18 protein-coding genes are annotated in these 18,665 nt (G+C 40.3%); all 18 read right to left on the bottom strand.

What is annotated here, in order from left to right; translation table 11 throughout:
• Nucleotides 1-42 precede the first annotated feature (42 nt).
• On the bottom strand, nt 43-591 hold the full coding sequence (locus E7303_RS06545) for a hypothetical protein (RefSeq protein ID WP_292144401.1): 549 nt from the start codon (nt 589-591) through the stop codon (nt 43-45).
• Nucleotides 591-1,280 (bottom strand): epoxyqueuosine reductase QueH, encoded by a 690-nt coding sequence (locus E7303_RS06540; protein ID WP_292144400.1) that lies wholly within the window; start codon nt 1,278-1,280, stop codon nt 591-593. The genes E7303_RS06545 and E7303_RS06540 overlap by 1 nt, the downstream gene beginning before the upstream one ends.
• Nucleotides 1,281-1,283: 3 nt before the next feature.
• The gene (gene aroE / locus E7303_RS06535; RefSeq protein ID WP_292144399.1) at nt 1,284-2,693 is read right to left on the bottom strand and encodes a shikimate dehydrogenase; all 1,410 of its coding nucleotides are present in this window, start codon (nt 2,691-2,693) and stop codon (nt 1,284-1,286) included.
• 158 nt (nt 2,694-2,851) lie between these two features.
• Complete coding sequence (locus E7303_RS06530; protein WP_292144398.1) at nt 2,852-3,268, bottom strand: hypothetical protein; 417 nt, start codon at nt 3,266-3,268, stop codon at nt 2,852-2,854.
• Nucleotides 3,269-3,441: 173 nt separating this feature from the next.
• Nucleotides 3,442-4,197: an ABC transporter ATP-binding protein gene (locus tag E7303_RS06525; RefSeq protein WP_292144397.1), complete on the bottom strand. Its 756-nt coding sequence runs from the start codon at nt 4,195-4,197 to the stop codon at nt 3,442-3,444.
• A 13-nt stretch (nt 4,198-4,210) separates the two neighbouring features.
• On the bottom strand, nt 4,211-5,011 hold the full coding sequence (locus E7303_RS06520) for an ABC transporter ATP-binding protein (RefSeq protein ID WP_292144396.1): 801 nt from the start codon (nt 5,009-5,011) through the stop codon (nt 4,211-4,213).
• Nucleotides 5,002-5,814, bottom strand: a complete 813-nt coding sequence (locus E7303_RS06515) for an ABC transporter permease (RefSeq protein ID WP_292144395.1) — start codon at nt 5,812-5,814, stop codon at nt 5,002-5,004. The genes E7303_RS06520 and E7303_RS06515 overlap by 10 nt, the downstream gene beginning before the upstream one ends.
• Entirely contained in the window at nt 5,814-6,758 is a 945-nt protein-coding gene (locus E7303_RS06510; RefSeq protein WP_292144394.1) for an ABC transporter permease, read from the bottom strand. Before E7303_RS06510 ends, E7303_RS06515 begins: the two co-directional genes overlap by 1 nt.
• A gap of 30 nt (nt 6,759-6,788) precedes the next feature.
• The gene (locus E7303_RS06505; protein ID WP_022774125.1) at nt 6,789-8,396 is read right to left on the bottom strand and encodes an ABC transporter substrate-binding protein; all 1,608 of its coding nucleotides are present in this window, start codon (nt 8,394-8,396) and stop codon (nt 6,789-6,791) included.
• A gap of 125 nt (nt 8,397-8,521) precedes the next feature.
• A complete protein-coding gene (gene nrdR / locus E7303_RS06500; protein WP_022774126.1) occupies nt 8,522-9,034 on the bottom strand; it encodes a transcriptional regulator NrdR in 513 nt (170 codons plus the stop codon).
• Nucleotides 9,035-9,184: 150 nt separating this feature from the next.
• Nucleotides 9,185-10,417 (bottom strand): cell division protein FtsZ, encoded by a 1,233-nt coding sequence (gene ftsZ, locus E7303_RS06495; RefSeq protein WP_103869074.1) that lies wholly within the window; start codon nt 10,415-10,417, stop codon nt 9,185-9,187.
• A gap of 108 nt (nt 10,418-10,525) precedes the next feature.
• On the bottom strand, nt 10,526-11,344 hold the full coding sequence (locus tag E7303_RS06490) for a cell division protein FtsQ/DivIB (protein ID WP_292144393.1): 819 nt from the start codon (nt 11,342-11,344) through the stop codon (nt 10,526-10,528).
• A gap of 5 nt (nt 11,345-11,349) precedes the next feature.
• Entirely contained in the window at nt 11,350-12,495 is a 1,146-nt protein-coding gene (locus tag E7303_RS06485) for an FtsW/RodA/SpoVE family cell cycle protein (RefSeq protein WP_292144392.1), read from the bottom strand.
• A gap of 41 nt (nt 12,496-12,536) precedes the next feature.
• A complete protein-coding gene (gene murD, locus E7303_RS06480) occupies nt 12,537-13,907 on the bottom strand; it encodes a UDP-N-acetylmuramoyl-L-alanine--D-glutamate ligase (protein WP_292144391.1) in 1,371 nt (456 codons plus the stop codon).
• Nucleotides 13,908-13,932: 25 nt separating this feature from the next.
• Complete coding sequence (mraY, locus tag E7303_RS06475) at nt 13,933-14,901, bottom strand: phospho-N-acetylmuramoyl-pentapeptide-transferase (RefSeq protein WP_292144390.1); 969 nt, start codon at nt 14,899-14,901, stop codon at nt 13,933-13,935.
• Nucleotides 14,902-14,918: 17 nt separating this feature from the next.
• The gene (locus E7303_RS06470) at nt 14,919-17,159 is read right to left on the bottom strand and encodes a penicillin-binding transpeptidase domain-containing protein (RefSeq protein WP_292144389.1); all 2,241 of its coding nucleotides are present in this window, start codon (nt 17,157-17,159) and stop codon (nt 14,919-14,921) included.
• Nucleotides 17,160-17,236: 77 nt separating this feature from the next.
• Nucleotides 17,237-17,674: a cell division protein FtsL gene (locus tag E7303_RS06465; protein ID WP_292144388.1), complete on the bottom strand. Its 438-nt coding sequence runs from the start codon at nt 17,672-17,674 to the stop codon at nt 17,237-17,239.
• A gap of 40 nt (nt 17,675-17,714) precedes the next feature.
• Nucleotides 17,715-18,653: a 16S rRNA (cytosine(1402)-N(4))-methyltransferase RsmH gene (gene rsmH, locus E7303_RS06460; RefSeq protein WP_292144387.1), complete on the bottom strand. Its 939-nt coding sequence runs from the start codon at nt 18,651-18,653 to the stop codon at nt 17,715-17,717.
• Nucleotides 18,654-18,665: the final 12 nt, after the last annotated feature.

Raw genomic sequence — 18,665 nt, 5'->3', positions numbered from 1 at the left:
TTTAACAGAATAAAGCTGTTCTATCAATGGCAAATTAGCTGTCTACATTATCATAAAGATATACCAAATAAGTAATACCCCTAAAACTCTTAATGAGATCAGAACGATGTATATCCACATAACAACTTTGGAAAAAACATATTTGGGACTTTTTACCCTTGCCACGATCATAAGTATAAATCCTGCTATTCCGCATATAGCCCCCAGCGCAGGAACTCCCAAAATCCAAGCCGGTGACAAGTTCTGAATAATAAAAAAATAAAAATATACCCAGAAATGTGAAATCAATAACCCGGCAAGAGATAAAAAGCACAGTGTGCGGCTAGTTTCCTTATTTTTATCCAATGAAGGATCCACGCCACCAGCCATGTTGGGAGTCGCAATGTTATATCCCGTATATCCCGCCGTTTTCTGCTGTGCCATAAGGCGCTGCATTTCAAGCATATGTTCCTGATCAGCAATCTGCTTTTCAGTCAAAGGATCCAGAACAATACTGTTCTCATCATATTGTTTTTGAATAGGTTCACCCGTTATCGGATCATGAAGCACCAGTGAATCCGGCAAGGCATTATCATTAATTCCTGTATCCATTACTCCCCATCTCTTTCACGTTTTTCCTGCTCCCTCTGAGCCTTTGAATAACTGCATCCACAAAAATCCTGTCTGTACAGATCAAATTTATGTGATAGCTCAATTGAACGCTTGTATCCATTTTTCTTTTTAAAATCCGATGGTAAAAATCTGCTTCCGGCCTTTTGTGCCGCATTTTCTCCCACTTCATTCAAAACTTCCGCATTTTTCAAAGGACTGATTGTAAGTGTAGTAGTAAAATAATCAAAGCCTTTTTCCTTTGCCACTCTCGCTGTTTCATCAAGTCGCAGTTCAAAGCACTTTCTGCACCTTTCGCCGCCCTCTTTTAAATGCTCCATACCTTTTGTAACTTCAAAAAACTCTTTGGGGTCATAAAAGCCTTCCAAAATCTCAATCTTTCTGGCTTTCTCATCAGAGTTCATCCCATCGAAGTCTTTTTCCTCAACCTGTCTGTTGTATTCGGCTATAAGCCTCTTTTCCTCAATAACTCGCTTTGAGTACTCATTTTCAGAAGTAATATTGGGATTGTAGAAAAAAACAGTTATGTCAAAATACTCCCTTAAATACTCGAGGCAATATGAAGAACACGGCGCACAACAGGCATGTAATAAGAGCTTGGGATATTCACCGTTTTTCTGAAAATCCTCTATTTTTCCTTCAAGCTCTTTTGAATAATTTCTTTTGTTCATTCCTTATAAACCCAGTTTATCTATTATCTCTTTTGTAATCTCTAAAGGACTCTTACTATCTGTATCAATTATCATATCAGCCACATCTTCATAGAATGCTGCCCGCTTTTCTAAAAGTTCCTCGATTTTTGCCAGCGGATCCTCAGTTTTTAAAAGAGGTCTTTTATCATCATCTTTTACTCTCTCAAAAATTGTTTCAGGCTTTGCCCTTAAGTATACAACCTTTCCAATTTTTCTTAAAAGCTCTCTGTTTTCCTCTTTTACAGGCATTCCGCCTCCCAGGGAGATAACAAACTCTCTCCAGTGATCAGAATCTATAGCCTCCAAAAGATCTGTCTCCATTTCTCTAAAGGAAGCCTCACCTTCTGTCTCAAAGATCTCATTTATAGTTCTTCCTTCAGTGTCTTCAATGACTTCATCTGTATCAATAAGCTCAAGCATCAGTTCTTCGGACAAAAGCTCGGAAACAGTGCTCTTTCCGCTTCCCATAAAGCCTTCAAGCACAATGTTGGAAGCTCCCACAACTTCAAGCATCATAGATCTGTAGATCTCATCCGCCTGATCTTTTGTTATCTTAATGCCCTTGTCCTCATTCCAGAGCTCATAGGCATCAATTCCCTGATAAAGAAGCATTTTAAGACCTGAAAATGTCTTGGCTCCCGCCTCTTTTGCAAGCTTCAAGAACTTTGTCTGAAGGGGTCTGTACACAAGATCCATTGCGGAAGATACTTTTTTATAAAACTCTTCATCCTCTATTACAGCGCTGTTAACATCCGGGAAAAGACCTACTGAAGTACACTGGATAGCAATAAAGCTATCTTCTATTTCCAAAACCTTTCGGTAGTCTCCAAGAAGCATAGGTACTACCTTCTCATCGCTATCAGTAAGCTCAAGTGCAAGGTTTACTTCATCTGCCACATTGACAGCCTTTTCAAAGGTTCTGTTTAATATATATACCTTTTTTGCCCCTTTATTGGCACACAAAAAAGCTGTAGGTCTGGCTACACCACCGGCGCCAAGAATAACCACTGTCTGATCCTTTAGCTCTATTCCTTCATCCTGCATTGCATGATAAAGACCTGTCATGTCTGTGTTATATCCCTTGAAGCCGCCATTCTCCGTTCTTACCAGCGTATTAACAGCTCCTATAGCCTTTGCAAGCGGATCAACATCTTCAAGAAATGGAATAACATCCGTCTTATAAGGTATAGTGACATTCATGCCCTGAATATCAAGAGCCACAGCTCCTTTTATGGCATTCTTAAGCTCTTTTTCCTTTACCTCAAATGGAACATAGACCATGTTTATCCCTGTCATAGAAGCAAGTGAATTATGTATCAGCGGTGACATTGTATGTTTTACAGGATTACCAATGAGTCCGCATGTTCTTGTATATCCATCTGTGTAGTTCATAACTCTCACCCCGCGCGCTTATCTTATTCAGTAAATTTTACCTTTAATTCACCTGTAACGCAAGGGAGTCAGAGGAACGGTTAGAAGGTCAGAGGCAAGTCAGAGGGACGGGCATGAAAAAAGCTACCGCAAGCGGTAGCTTCAACACTTCCAATATATCAGTTAAGTTTAATAACAAGTCCATCCTCTGTTCCTGAAATAACATTGGCAGCCTTGCCGGTCATATCCTTGTTTCCTACAAAGTACTGATACTCGTGAAGGATATGATCCTTTTTCATTCCTGAAATTGCCTGTTTCATATCATTTGATGCAATTCCGTCTCCGCCAAAGAGATCAACTGAAATGCCATCATACACTCCTAAAGAAATAGCAACATTTTCAATGGAGGCATTATCTCTTTTAGGTACCTCAACAGTAAGATCCATCTTTTTCTCTTGCTGTTTAGGTTCGCCGAGCTCTACGCTGGTATCCTGTGCTTCTTTTACCGGAGCAATCTGCGCGCTCCTGTCACTGGCTGGCGGGATATTATATGCATTGTAACCTGAAAGGCTATTTCCTAATCTATTTAATGCCATAACGTCCTGCCTCCTTTCCTGTAATTATTTCCACAATCACTTTCAAAAAGAATATCGGATACTTTTCTGAATCTCTTAATACCATTATATGGGAATAAAGTACCATTTTAGGCGGTCAGAACGTTATTTAAGAATAATTTAATCCTTTTTATATTTTATAAATAAATTGCCATTTACTGACGGATTCCTGCAGCTTTAAGAAGCTGGACAGTATATTCATCCTGAGGATTCTTATAAACATCGCGGGTCTTTCCATATTCCACGACTCTTCCTGATTTCATGATCATCACATGATCACTTATCTGATACACGACTCTAAGATCGTGGGAAATGAATATAATGGAAATTCCAAGCCTCTTGTGAAGGTTCTGCAGAAGTTCCATTATCTGCGCCTGGATCGTAACATCAAGAGCTGATACAGGCTCATCAGCGATCAATAACCTCGGCGATCTCATAAGTGCTATCCCGATACATATTCTCTGTCTTTGTCCCCCTGACAATTGAGAAGGGTACCTGTCAAGCATCTCCAGAGGAAGCTCTATCTCCCCCATAATTTCTTCGACTCTCTTTTTGCGCTCCTGACTTGTCCACTTGCGCTTTTTATCTACCTTTAGCGGTTCTTCCAAAAGCCATCCAATCTTCTTGGCCGGATTAAGCGAGCTGTACGGATCCTGAAACACCATCTGAGGTCCATCATATTTCTGCCACAAAGTGCCGGTGTAATCCTCATTGATACCTACTATCGCCCTTGCAAGAGTTGATTTTCCGCAACCACTCTCACCTGCTATAGCAAGAACCTCACCCTCTTCCATCTCAAAACTGACATCATAGAGAGTATGGATCTTCCTCTGCCCTGAAAAAGGCTTTCTTTTTCTGTTTTTATAATATACGTTAAGGTTCTCTACCTTAAGTACCTTTGATTCTTCCATATTCGCAGACCTTTCAATCTCCAAGATCAATTTTAGGTATGGCAGCTATGAGCTTTTTAGTATATGGGTCCCTGGGGTTTCTAAATACATTTTCTGTATTTCCTGTTTCCACAATCACGCCCTTCTGCATAACAATAACTCGCTGGCAAAGCTGTCTGACAAGACTAAGATCATGGGAAATAAAAATAATCGATGTTCCCATTTCTCTGTTAAGCTTTTTAAGGAGCTCTACAATCTGAGCCTGTACAGTGACATCCAGCGCTGTAGTCGGCTCATCAGCAATCAGGATCTGCGGATTGCCTATCATTGCAGCTGCGATCATAACTCTCTGCCTCATTCCGCCTGAGAGTTCATGAGGATACATATTGTAAACATCGCTTGCATTTTCCAGTCCAACAGATTCAAGCATCGCAATAGCTCTCTTTTTCCTATCAGCCTTACTTATCTGGGGATGATGGATAAAAAGAGGTTCCTCCACCTGCCAACCGATTTTTTTAACCGGATTGAGAGAAGTCATCGGCTCCTGGAAAATGATTGAAATCTCATCGCCCTGATAGGTCCTTAGCTTATTTCTGTTACAGGTAAGAAGATTGTCGCCGTTAAACATTATCTTTCCTGTTTTTTCCATGGAATGCCTGTTCAAAAGACCTGCAATTGCCAGGGCACTCATGCTTTTTCCTGAACCTGACTCACCTACAATGCCCACAATTTCCCCTTTGCCAAGCATCAGATCAAAGTCCTCTACTACAGTTTCAGGAAGCTCATGATCATGAAATTCTATATGAAGATCTGTTACATCCAGTATTATTTCCATCTTCTGATACCTTCTCCCAAAAAGGAAAATCCTAAAACCATAAGTACTATTACAATTCCCGGGCATAAGCATATGCTGGGCACTGTAAACATGTACTGCTGCGCATCTGAAAGCATTTTACCAAGGCTTGCAAAAGGAGGCTGTGAACCTACTCCAAGGTAGCTAAGACCAGCTTCGGCAAGGACTGCATTGTTAAATCCAATAAGGATTGAAGAAGCTAAAACATTTTTAATATTAGGAAGTATGTGAACAAATATCATTCTGATATCTGACACTCCCTGAAGCTTGGCACTCTCTATGTAGTCCATGCTCTTTACTCTTAAGACCTCGCCTCTTACTATCCTTGCAAAGCTAGGTACAAAGGCAATTCCAAGGGATAAAAGAAGCTGTGACCATCCGGTTCCAAATACACTGACAATAACAAGTGCCAAAAGAATACTTGGGAAGGCAAAAAGAGCATCTATAGCTCTCATTACAACTTCATCAAAGGCTCCTCCGTAGTATCCTGTAAGTGCGCCTATTATGGTTCCCACACCTGCACCTATCAAAACGGTTCCAATAGCTATAAGGAGCGTGATCCTGCTTCCATACATAACTCTGCTGAACACATCACGTCCCATGTTATCAGTTCCCATAAGGTGCTTAAAAGAAATGCCCTGAAGCTTTTCTGTTGCACTCATCTTGGTAGGTTCATAGGGCATCCAGAATATTCCCACTACTACAAGGAGTACTATTAGCCCTGTTATTATTAATCCCGCTATCATGTAGGGATTTTTTTTCAGCTTTTTTAAGAAATCCTTCATCACTCTGCTATCTCAATTCTTGGATCGATTATTCTGTAAATTATATCTACGAAAAGATTTATCACGATAACTATGGCTGAAATTCCCATAATGATCGCCTGTACAACGGGATAATCCCTGTTGCTGATACTCGCCAGCAAAATCCTGCTGATTCCGGGAATGCTAAATACCTGTTCAATAACGATACTGCCTGCCACCATGTCTGCAAGAAGCATTCCAAGGAATGTGATAACCGGTATCATGGCATTTTTAAGTACATGCCTGTAAAGCACACCACTTGTATTATTTCCTCTGCTATAGGCCGTTCTCGTGTAATCTTTTTCAGCCTCATCAAGAAGGCTCGACCTAAGCATCTTAACTGTCATTGCAATCTTAGGAAGTGCGATGGCAACTGAAGGGAAGATCAGATACCTGATAAATTTAGACATATTTTCTGTATAAGATACGAATCCTCCCGGAGTAAACAGCTTAAAGATCATTCCAAATATGAAAGTGATCAGGATTCCTGAAAAGAAAGGCGGAATCGCCATAATTATCTGATTAGTTATGGTGATCGTCTTGTCCAGAAGACCGTTTTCATGTTTAGCCGTAGTGATTCCAAGAGGAATTGACACCAAAATCGTAAGCAAAAATGACATAATAGCCATTGTCAGAGTAATCGGGATCTTATCAATGATCATGCCCGCAACCGGAACATTGTAGTTATAGGAAGTTCCCATATCTCCATGAAGAAAAGAGGTAAACCATCTGGCATATCTTACCAGAAGCGGATCATTAAGTCCCATCTGTTGTCTCGTCTGCTCAATCAGCTCCTGCGAAGCTTCTGTTCCAAGTTTTCTTAGGGCCGGATCACCCGGAATAACGTTAAAAGCGAGGAATACGCAAAACGAAACCACCACCAAAGTCACAATCATTGAAAAAAACTTTTTGATGATATATTTCATATCGCATTCCTCGCTATATCTTACTTTTCTTTACTGTGCAGGTCTGATCTTAGCTATATCCTGTACATAAAGAGGATAAAATTCATATCCTGTGAATTTCTTATTAAGAGCAACAAACTCAGGAAGGTCCTGAATATATACATTAGCTGCTTCTTCTGAAAGGATCTTAAGGCACTCTTTATAGTACTTGGTCTTTTCAGCATCATCAGAAGTTGCTACTGCATTTGCATAAGCTGCATCATATGCATCGCTCTTGAAGTTGAACATGTTCTTGCTTGAATCTGAGCAATATCTTGCAAGAAGAGCTGAAGCTGAAAGAGTAGAAGCATCAAAGCCTACAACTGTTGCCTCATAGTTCTTGTCAGAATAAACATCACTGAGCCATGTATTCCATTCAACTTCCTGAATATTGGCTGTAACACCAATAGCCTTAAGTTCCTCTGCAATAACCTGTGCAGTATCAACGTGCTGCGCATAGTTTGATGGAACTGTAATTGTAAATGTAAATCCATCAGGGTAACCAGCCTCAGCCAAAAGAGCTTTCGCTTTCTCTACATCCTGATTATAAGTGTCATTAAGAGCTGGATCATAGTACTTTGTAAATGAAGGATACATAGCACTACCAATCTCTGTTCCGGCGCCATCAGAAACAAAATCCATAATCTCCTGAGGGCTTATTGCATAGCACAGAGCCTGTCTTACCTTAACATCATCAAAAGGCTTTACTGCGTTGTTAAGGTACATGGCCTGAACCAGGTTCATTGTGCCTTCGTAAATATCAAACTTATCTGAAAGCTGAGCTACCTGAGCGCTTGTAAGACGGGCAACCATATCAAGTGATCCGCCTTCAAGATCGAGTACGATCGCATCTGAGTTAGCCTCAACTTTAAATACTACATCCTTAATGTATGCCTTATCACCCCAATAGTCATCAAATCTTGTAACAATGAAGTTCTCCTGTGGTGAGCTTGAAACATACTTGTAAGGGCCTGTACCAATTGGATTAGTAGCAGGATCTGTATTGCTCTCTGGGATGATAGCCACTGTAAGAAGTGGTAAAAACTCAGAATTTGGAGTTGTAAGAACAATCTCCACATGGCTGTCATCAATAATATTTACACTTTCAATATTGGAAAATGAAGAAACAAGTGGCTCGCTTCCATCAGCGCCCCTGTTGCGGTCGATAGAATACTTGATATCCTCCACTGTAACCAGACTTCCATCATGGAACTTGATTCCATCGCGAAGTGTAAATGTGTAAACCTTGTTGTCATCAGAAATGTTAACTTCACTTGCTACAGCTGGGATAAGATTACCGCTAGCGTCAGGCTTTACAAGGCCTTCAAAGACGTTAAATAATACCTCTTTGATTCCAGCCCCCGTTGCGTAATGAGGGTCAAGATCGCTTATATCCTGAGGTATACCTACGATAAGCTTAGAAAGATCATCTGCAACCGCTTCAGACGCTGTATCAGCTGTGCCAGTCACTGTTTCAGTGCTCGCCCCTGCGCTTTGGTCCAAAGAAGCAGATTCCCCTGCCTTGTCACTTGAGCATCCACTCAATGCAACAGTCAGTGTTGTTAACACGATCATCAGAAGTGATGATACTCCCTTTCTCATAACATCTCCTCTAATCATGCTAAAATCTTCCTCCTATGAAATTGTTTTTTCGCTACGTATGCGCATGATATAAAGCAACGCAGCAATACGTATGTAAATATATAGCCTTGACAATAAGTTGTCAAGGCTATTACTTGTACTTTTTATTCTTTCTTTAAAAGAGGTGTATTCTTGTCTGTGCTGTCTGTTATGGTCCCCTCTGCTTCCTTCTTAAGAACTGATTTAAGCTCATCCATAAATGTGTTCACATCCTTAAACTCTCTATAAACAGATGCAAATCTGACATAAGCTACAGGATCAAGATTCTTCATCTTGTCCATAACAATCTCACCTATAGATCTGCTGGGGATTTCCTTCTGCTCCATATTAAAAATCTCTGTCTCTACTGCATCAACCATTTTAGTGATCTGCTCAGCACTTACAGGTCTCTTATGACACGCTCTGAACACTCCTGCCTCAATCTTGGCTCTGTCATATGGTTCTCTCACATCGCCCTTCTTGATAACAATAAGAGGTATTGTCTCAACTTTTTCATATGTAGTAAAACGCTTGCTACAGGAATCACAGACCCTTCTTCTCCTAATTGACGTATTATCGTCAGCCGGTCTTGAATCAATTACTCTGGTATCATCTTTCCCACAGAATGGGCACTTCATAACTTTTCCTCCATTTCCCGATTTGACATGTCCACTACATATTGGTGAAAAAATCAAACAACCACACAAACTATTGTAGCATTGTTCTGGCAAAAATAAAAGCCTTTTGCATAATTTGCAAAAGGCTTTTTAATACTATTTCGTTAATTTTTACTTTCTCTGTAAGAAATCAGGAATTTTAAGTGACTTTGGCTCTACTGTACTCTTGATATCTGTAGGTCTGTTGATACCAAGATTTGGCTTAGGAGCTGCAGCACTGTTCTCACGAGAAATACCAATTGTCTCTACTGAAGGCTGGATAGGAGTTACTACTGAAGATGGTGTAACAGTTGTAGCATGTGCTACGTTAACTGTAGGCTGTGGAATTGAAACTGGTGTTACAGGTGTTGCCTGCTGAACCGGTCTAGCTGCAGCTGGCTTAGCTGCCATAAGCTTATCATCAATTCCTGTAGCGATAACTGTAACTGTGCAAGTATCAGTCTTATTCTCATCATACATTGCACCAAAGATAACATTTACATCATCGCCGGCAAGTCCACGAACATAATCAGAAGCTTCCTGAGCATCTGTAAGACTGATATCACCGGAGATATTGATGATAACATCTGTAGCTCCGTTAACCTTAGTCTCAAGAAGTGGACTCTCAACTGCCATCTTAACAGCATCAGCTGCCTTATCATCACCCTTACCGGTACCAATACCGATATGAGCAATGCCTTTATCCTTCATAACAGTCTGTACATCTGCGAAATCGAGGTTGATAACTGCAGGTACATTAATAAGATCAGTAACACCCTGAACTGCCTGCTGAAGTACTTCATCAGCTTTCTTAAGGGCATCAGGCATAGTTGTACGTCTGTCAACAATCTGAAGAAGTTTATCGTTAGGGATAACAATAAGTGTATCTACATTAGTCCTGATATTAGATATTCCGAGCATAGCGTTCTGCATACGAACACGAGCTTCGAAACTGAAAGGTTTTGTAACCACACCAACAGTAAGAATACCCATCTCTTTGGCAAGTTTTGCAACAACTGGAGCAGCACCTGTTCCTGTTCCGCCACCCATACCACAAGTAACGAATACCATATCAGCGCCCTTAAGTGCAGCAGAAATCTCTTCTGCGCTCTCCTCAGCAGCTTTCTGGCCAATTTCAGGCTTTGCACCGGCACCAAGACCCTTTGTAAGCTTCTCACCGATCTGTAAAAGCTTAGGGGCTTTACATAACTGAAGTGCCTGCTTATCTGTATTTATACCGATGAACTCAACACCGGTAATATTTTCGTCTACCATTCTATTTACAGCATTATTTCCTGCACCGCCGACCCCAACGACAATTATCTTGCAGGCATTTTCTGCTTCGTTTGACTTTATCTCCAGCAAAACAACTCCTCCTTCATAATCCATAGACTCCTAATAGCTATGATACGATTTTTTTGTTCAATTATCAACCTGTTTTTTCCTTTAAATTTTTGTTTTTTGTACAACAATTTACTGCTTTTTTTCCTGAAAAGTCACGTTTTTTGTGTCTACATCATAATCTTTCATTTCAAGCAGACCTGTTTTACCTTCAAGTTCAGGTAAAATATACTGAAGTTGTATTATTTTTTCATCTATATAGTCTTTTGTGCCTATACTTACTTCAACTCCCTCGAAATACAGGTAAAGATTATACTCGCTGTCAAAAAAGATCTTGTTTGCCTTTAAGTTGTACTTGGACAAAAGCTGTGTGATATCAAGGATTTCCTCAAAAACATCCTCGTTATCTATTGGCAGTTTTTCGTAAAGTACAACATATGAAAAGCTAAGTCCTAAAACCTCAGGAACGTCATCACTGGCCTCCAATGAGCTTTCAACCACTATTCCATCTCTGTCAAAATAAATATAGTGCCCAAGATACGAAATATATCCGGCAACCGCTTTTTCGTAAACATTTATTCTTACAGTGTCAGGGGATACTATCTCAACACTCATTTTCTCTACAAAAGGGACACCTTCTATGGACTTGTTCCTGTATTTTAGTGAAAGATACAGTGAATTGTGACAGAGCTTATCTGTCATTACCATATCTATGACTTCTTCGTCCGTGTAATGTGTGTTGCCTGTTACATAAACGTTTGTAATGGTGTAATTATCCCTTATGTAAGTAAATGCCAGAAGTCCCACGATAAAAAGAGCTATGACTATTCCGATGATAATATAAAGACTCCTGTTATATCTTAAGGAGTCTGTGATCTTTTCAAAAAAACTTCTGATATCTATATTATTCTTTTTTCTTGGTCTGGGTTTTCTACGCTTTTTCTTTGCCATCTATATCATCTTCCTATATTTCTGGCCACATTAAGCGCCATGCCAATTTCTGCAAGCTGAACAATAACCGCGGAACCACCGTAACTAATAAAGGGAAGTGTGATTCCTGTATTAGGGATAGTATTGGTTACAACCGCGATATTAAGAATAACCTGAATAGCGATATGACCCATTACACCGATAACCAAAAGTGCCCCAAACATATCTGGAGCATTATTGGCTATTACCATCAATCTCCAGATAAGAAGAAGGAACATGAGCATTACTGCGATAGCTCCAAAAAGTCCCAGTTCTTCACAGATAATGGAAAAGATCATGTCGTTCTGAGCCTCAGGGATGAAGCCCATTTTCTGCATACTCTCGCCAAGGCCTTTTCCAAAAATTCCACCAGAACCAATGGCATAAAGGGCCTGAATGGTCTGGAATCCCTTTCCACTGGCATAAGCAGCAGGATCAAGCCATACAAGTATTCTTTTAAATCTGTAGTTCATTCCACTTGAATCTGCTGAATTAGCAACTATAAGAACAATTACAGTGGCCAAAGCCAAAACAGAAAGAGCTGCGATAATGTACCTCTTATATCCGGGTGTAGACACAAAAAGCATTACTACAGCAATACCCATGATAATGATCGCAGAACTAAGATTTTTTGTGATTCCATATACTAAAAGTGAAAGAAACGCCGGGAACGCAAGCATTGTTCCAAAACCTTTTGGCTCAAGCAGTTTCTTTTTAAGAGAAATAACAAGCGTCGCTGAAAAAACAATTACGGCAAATTTCGCAATTTCGGCTGGCTGGATTGAGATACCTCCAACATATATCCATCTCTTTGCGCCGTTGATGGTTTTTCCTAAAGGGATAAGAAGAAACAGTAATCCGGCTGCGACCGCATAGATTGGAAAAGCAAATTTCTTCAGGATCCTATATGGAAAATAGGACATAAAAATCATAGCTCCAAGTCCAATGATCGTTGGTCCGAGCTGATGTTTAAAGTAATAGGCTGAGTCTCCATAGTCCAGATTGGCTTCGTAGGAACTTGTTGAATAAAGCATAACCAGTCCAAATGCCAGCAAAAACAGAACTATGAAAACCAGACTATAGTCTATATATGATTCAACTTTTGGCTTTCTAAGTGTTCTGACTCTCTCCACTTTAATCCCTCATAACATAACAAATGCCGTAAAAAAGCACATTACAGCGCATTTACGTATTCCTTGAATATCTTTCCCCTGGTCTCATAATTCGGGAACATATCCCAGCTTGCGCATGCAGGTGATAAAAGAACTGCATCACCCTCATCAGCACTTTCTGTACAGAACTTAAGTGCATCTTCAAAGCTGTCTTTAAAACAGTAATTGGTAAATCCATGCTTTTTAGCACACTCTGCGATTTTTTCTTTTGTTTGGCCAATAAGAACCAGAAGTTTTACCTTATCTCCAAAGTTCTCAATCCACTCGTCATACTCACTACCCTTATCATAGCCCCCGCCGATAAGGATTGTTGGCTTGCTCATGGCCCTTATACCCTGAATAGCTGCATCGGGATTGGTTCCCTTGGAATCATTGTAATAGTCAACGCCATTCTTTGTAGCGACAAACTCAATTCTATGCTCTACTGCCTTAAAATTACGAACAACATTAAGAATTGTATCAAGCGGAACACCCATAGAAAGAGATATTGCTATGGCTGCCATAACATTTTCAACGTTGCAAAGGCCAACCAGATTCATGTCATGAATATTCATGATCCTGGTTGCATTACCTGCTGTACTCATAAAGATCTCATCGCCATCAAGGAAGAATCCGTCAGAGAGCTTTTCTTTTGTTGAGAAAAAGATCACCTTAGATGGGCATCTGTTTCCAAAATCTCTTGTATATTCATTGTCATAATTAAGGACACAGGTATCATCCTTTGTCTGTCTGTTTGTGACATTTTCCTTCATGGAAGCATAGCACTCCATCGTATGATGTCTGTTGAGATGATCAGGCGTAATATTAAGAATTGCTGATACATTTGCATGGAAATTATCAACAGCCTCAAGCTGAAAAGAACTGATCTCACCTGTAGTAACAGAGTCTTCAGTCATCTTAAGTGCACTCTCAGCATAGGATACGCCTATATTTCCAACTACATATGTATCTGCAAAATGAGCTTTCATAATATCGCCCACAAGAGTTGTAGTGGTAGTCTTTCCATTTGTTCCTGTTATTGCAACCAGCTTACCTTTGGAAAAATTGTAAGCCAGCTCAATCTCACTCCAGATAGGTATATTTTTCTCTTTAATTCTCATAACTGTAGGTGCATCAAGAGGTACTGCAGGACTTGGAACAGTCAGAGAAAGTTCATCTAATACAGCATCTTCGATATTTCCAATAATGATCTGTGCATTATCCCTATCTTCTTCGTGGAGTTTTTTCCTGATATCCTCTTCGGTCACCTTTGTGTTCTCTTCCAATACGATCGGCACTGCACCAACCTGATGAAGAAGTCTTACTGATCCGACTCCGGAGAGACCTGAACCAATTACTAGTACTTTTTTTCCAATAATATCTGCTGCTTTCATTTTACATTCCTTCGTATATCATTAGTTATCTCAAACCGGCATAAGCAATAAGGCACATGAGTATTGTCACTGTAGTAAACACATTCACAACCTTAGTCTCAGACCAGCCACCTTTTTCAAAATGATGATGAATAGGGGCCATTCTGAAAATTCTTTTACCGTGTGTTATCTTAAAATATGAAACCTGCATAATAACTGAAACTACTTCCAAAGCGTAAATAAAGCCGACTATAACAATGAAAATAGGCATTTGCATAACGTACGCTATTCCGGTAACAAATCCGCCTATAGCAAGGGATCCTGTGTCTCCCATCATTACTTTCCCGGGATATACGTTATATACAAGATAGCCTAAAAGAGCTCCCATCATAGCTGAAGACATAACCTCTGCTCCTGTTGCTCCTGTCACCATTCCAGCTATCGCAAAAAATCCTGCTACAACTGCTGTTACCGATGCGCAAAGGCCATCAACTCCGTCTGTAAAGTTTGTTCCATTAGCTGTTCCAAGCGCTATAAAGAACAGGATCGGAATATTCCAAAATCCAAAATCAAGCATTATATTTGTGAATGGAACCTTCATTGCAAGGGAAAGATCAGTAAATTTCTCTACATAGAGGGCAAATACAACTACAATAATGAGCTGTCCAACGATCTTCTGCCATGCACGAAGTCCGAGATTATGCTTTTTTACTACTTTGATATAATCATCAATAAAACCAATAAGTCCAAAACCAAAGGTGAGAATAAGCACCGGAATAACTTCCTTATGAGCTGCTCCGTACAATATTCCTATGATAAAGAAAGGAACAAGGAATATGATTCCTCCCATTGTTGGAGTTCCGGTCTTTTTCTGATGGGACTCAAGTCCCTCTTCGCGCTCTGTCTGACCTGCCTTAAGCTTTTTTAACATACCTATTACTGAAGGTCCGATAATAACTGCTACAAGAAATGATACAAGAACAGGTATCAGTGTTCTGGTTAAATAGTTTTCCATAATTACATCCTCAAATCTTAATTACTACTACTTGCCGAGGCGGCCTCTTCCGGTACTCCCTCAAAATCAGGAAGTTCATCTCCGCCAACTACGCTTCCGCTGTCCGGATCTATAAGATTTCCGTTACTTGGGTCTACATAATAGCCCGTAGTAGGATCTTTGTCAAATGACTCCCAGATTGAATTTCTTTCTTTTTCCTCTGGGGCTTCAGTTGTCTCCTCACTGGTCTCAGCAGCTCCTTCTGTAACTTCCTCCGGATTTTCCTCCTGCTCTTCTTCCGCAACTGCTGTTGTAACAAGCTGCTCACGAAGAGTCTCAAGTTCCGCTTTTTCTTTTTCAGAAAGTTCCTCTGTCATAGGATAGTTAAGATAAGGAAGAGCCTCTGTAAGAATAGCTCTTACTATTCTGGTTGCAAACTTGGCATCATCCTGATAAAGCACGTTGGGTCTATCAACAACAACGTAGATTGCTATGTCTGGGTCAGATGCCGGTGCATATCCCATAAATGAAACAACATACTGATGGTTTCCACGGGGCAGAGTCTGAGCCGTTCCTGTCTTACCACCGATCATATAACCCGCAGGTCTTGCTGTTTTACCCGTACCTTCTGAACCTGCAACTACCTGATTACAGTACTCTATTATCTTATCAGATGTGCTCTGTGATATTGTCTGTCTTAAAATTCTCGGTTCAATATTCTTAATTGTTGCTCCGCTGCTGCTCACAACCTTCTTAACAACATGAGGTTCGTAATAGTAGCCACCGTTGATCAGCGAGCTAAAGGCTGTTATCATCTCGATCATATCTACGTTAAAGCCCTGTCCAAAAGAGTTAGTGGCAAGGTCAGTAGATGTCATATTGGAAGCGCTGTAGGTAAGGCCCTCAGTTCTGGCTTCTCCGGCAAGATCGATATTGGTCTTAAGTCCGAATCCGAAATCTTTTTGAAACTTGGTAAAAGTATTTACTCCAATAGCCTGTGCTACATACATCATAGCTACGTTACAGGAGATCTCAATTCCTCTTGATACTGAAACAGCTCCGTCACCGTAGGTGTTATGGCACTTGATCTCCCAACCGCCGACTTCAAGCTTACCAAGGCAGTTATAGACTTCGTCACCTGTTATAGAGCCACTCTCAAGTCCAGTAGCTACAGTAAAAGGCTTGGCAACAGATCCGGGCTCGTATGTATCTGCAATACAGAAATTTTTCCATAAAGCATTGTAGTTCTGATAGAGCTGCTCATCAGTAAAGTTTTGAAGCATTTCCTCAGTGATGTACACACCGGAATCATAGACTGATTCACCCTTTACTTTGTTTCCCTTTTCATCAACCGCAGGCATTCCGATAAGGGCCGCCGTATCTCTTGGGTTGTTCAGGTCAAAGTTTGGATAACTTGCCATAGCAAGGATCTCACCTGTATGGATATCCATAATGATACAGCCTACATTATTGGCTCCATTGCCTTCTCTGGCATTGTTTTTATACTGCTCATTGAACTCGTTTAAATGTTTTTCAACTATTGTCTGAAGATTACCATCAATAGTTGTGACGATGCTATCACCGTCTGTAGCTGAAATAGTTGTTCTCTCAAGATTGGAATCATCGTCAAGATATCCATATTCTCTTCCGGGAGTTCCACTAAGAGTGTTGTTGTAATACTCTTCAAGTCCATACATACCAGTGTTGTCACTTGAAGTAAAGCCTATAATGTCACTGGCAAGAGAACCGTTTGGATATTTACGAATGTAGCTTTCCTCGAACCAAATGCCCTGAATATTTTCATCATAGGTTTCAGAGCCGGGAGTAATAAGTCCCTGGAACTCACTTATCTCTGAGTAAGTAAGTTTTTTGGCCAAAATATAATATTGAGATGATGGATGCTCTGAAAGGTAATTTCTTATATCGCCTCCATCAAGCCCAAAGCATCTTACAAGCGCTTTTATCGTAGGATCAAGATATTTGGAATCCCTTAAAAGAATCTTTGCATCAAGGATGACATTGTATACTTTCTCACTGTAGGCAAGAATAGTATTGTTGGCATCCAGGATCTCGCCTCTTCTAAAGGGAATAGTTGTCGAATCATATTGCTGCTGAGAAAGAACCTGTTTCTGATACTCCTCACCGTTGTTCTTGGTTATAAGGATAAGTCTGACCCCTAACCCAACGAAAGCCAGTAGTACCAATACAAATAGCACCACCAGCTTTTTTCTCATTCCTATAGTAAACTTCTGCTTATTTTTTTCCTTACGCCTTTTCATCTAAACATAAAATCCTTCCAATTACACCCTTTCAATTATAGTCATATTTTGTACCAGGGGCAAATTATTTTAAGAAGTTATTCATGCGGGATAGGCGCAATCTGGCGTACATAGTCATTTCCGCCGCCATCAGAATATGTGATGATCTGTCCCTCACTGGCATACGTCATTCCGTATTCCTGAATTGCTATTCTTTTTACCTCATCAAGATCAACATTGCCGTTAGCTCTGTTGTAAGCCTCATCGTTATCCTGCTTTAATGCATTGAGCTGGCTTTCAAGCTGAGCTACATGCTTAACGCTGTTCTTGATCTGTGACTGCAGATTGATGTACCACGCAAGCGTTCCCACCATAAGCACCATTGCCATTGATAAAAACACAAGGTATCCAAGGCTCATGTGGTGGCGCCTTCTATTTTTCTTTTGAGGCTCCTGCACATGGAAGCGGTCTTTTTTCTCATTTGGTTGTTCATTGATCTTTTTTACGGTATTTCCGTGAATATATTCATTTGCCATGTTAGCCTCCCTTCTTACTGCTATTGCAGTTAAGTTAATTTCATTTAATCTTTTCAAAAACTCTAAGCTTTGCACTCTGAGAACGTTTATTCTCAGCAAGCTCTTTTTCACTTGGTAAAATAGGCTTTCTTGTTATTACCCTGCCTTTTGATGTCTTGCCACATACACAGACCGGGAAATTAGGTGGGCATGTACAAGGATTCTCATTTCTTCTGAAGTTATTCTTGGTTATTCTGTCTTCCAATGAATGGAAAGTAATAACGCAGAGTCTTCCTCCGGGATTAAGGAAATCAATAAAACCGTCCAAAGAGTTCTGCAAAACATCCAACTCTCTGTTAAGGGCTATTCTGATAGCCTGATAAGTTCTCTTGGAAGGATGGCCTCCCTTTTCTCTCATCTTGGCCGGTATAGCCGCCTTAATGATGTCATTGAGCTGTCCCGTTGTTTCTATTGGGGATTTAGCTCTTTCTATACAGATATGCTTTGCAATATTCTTGGCAAATTTATCTTCTCCAAAATCTCTTATGATATGGAAAAGCTCCATTTCAGAATAGTCATTGATAATATCTCTGGCCGTCAGTGTCTGTCGCTGATCCATTCTCATATCGAGAGGAACATCTTCTTTATAGGTAAAACCTCTTTCAGCGTTATCAAGCTGATAAGATGAAACTCCAAGATCAAGCAGTATTCCGTCAACTCCCGTAACACCAAGAGCCTTCAGCCTTTCAACTGCGTTTTCATAGTTATCTCTGATGATAGTAACTCTGGATTCATAAGGCTCAAGTCTCTTTGTTGCAGCGCGGATAGCGTCCTCATCCTGATCTGTACCGTACAGATGTCCTCCATCTGTAAGTCTCTCAGCAATATGTGAAGAATGTCCTGCGCCACCAAGAGTTCCATCAAGATATATTCCATCAGGTTTAATATTCAAATTGTCCAGGCACTCATCCAGGAGTACTGAATAATGTTTGAATTCCATACTTTTTCCTTA

The sequence above is a fragment of the Butyrivibrio sp. genome (genome assembly GCF_015056685.1).
GTDB lineage: Bacteria > Bacillota > Clostridia > Lachnospirales > Lachnospiraceae > Butyrivibrio.
The sequence above is the reverse complement of the archived record's forward strand: the minus strand, read 5'-3'. Positions and strand labels throughout refer to the sequence as shown.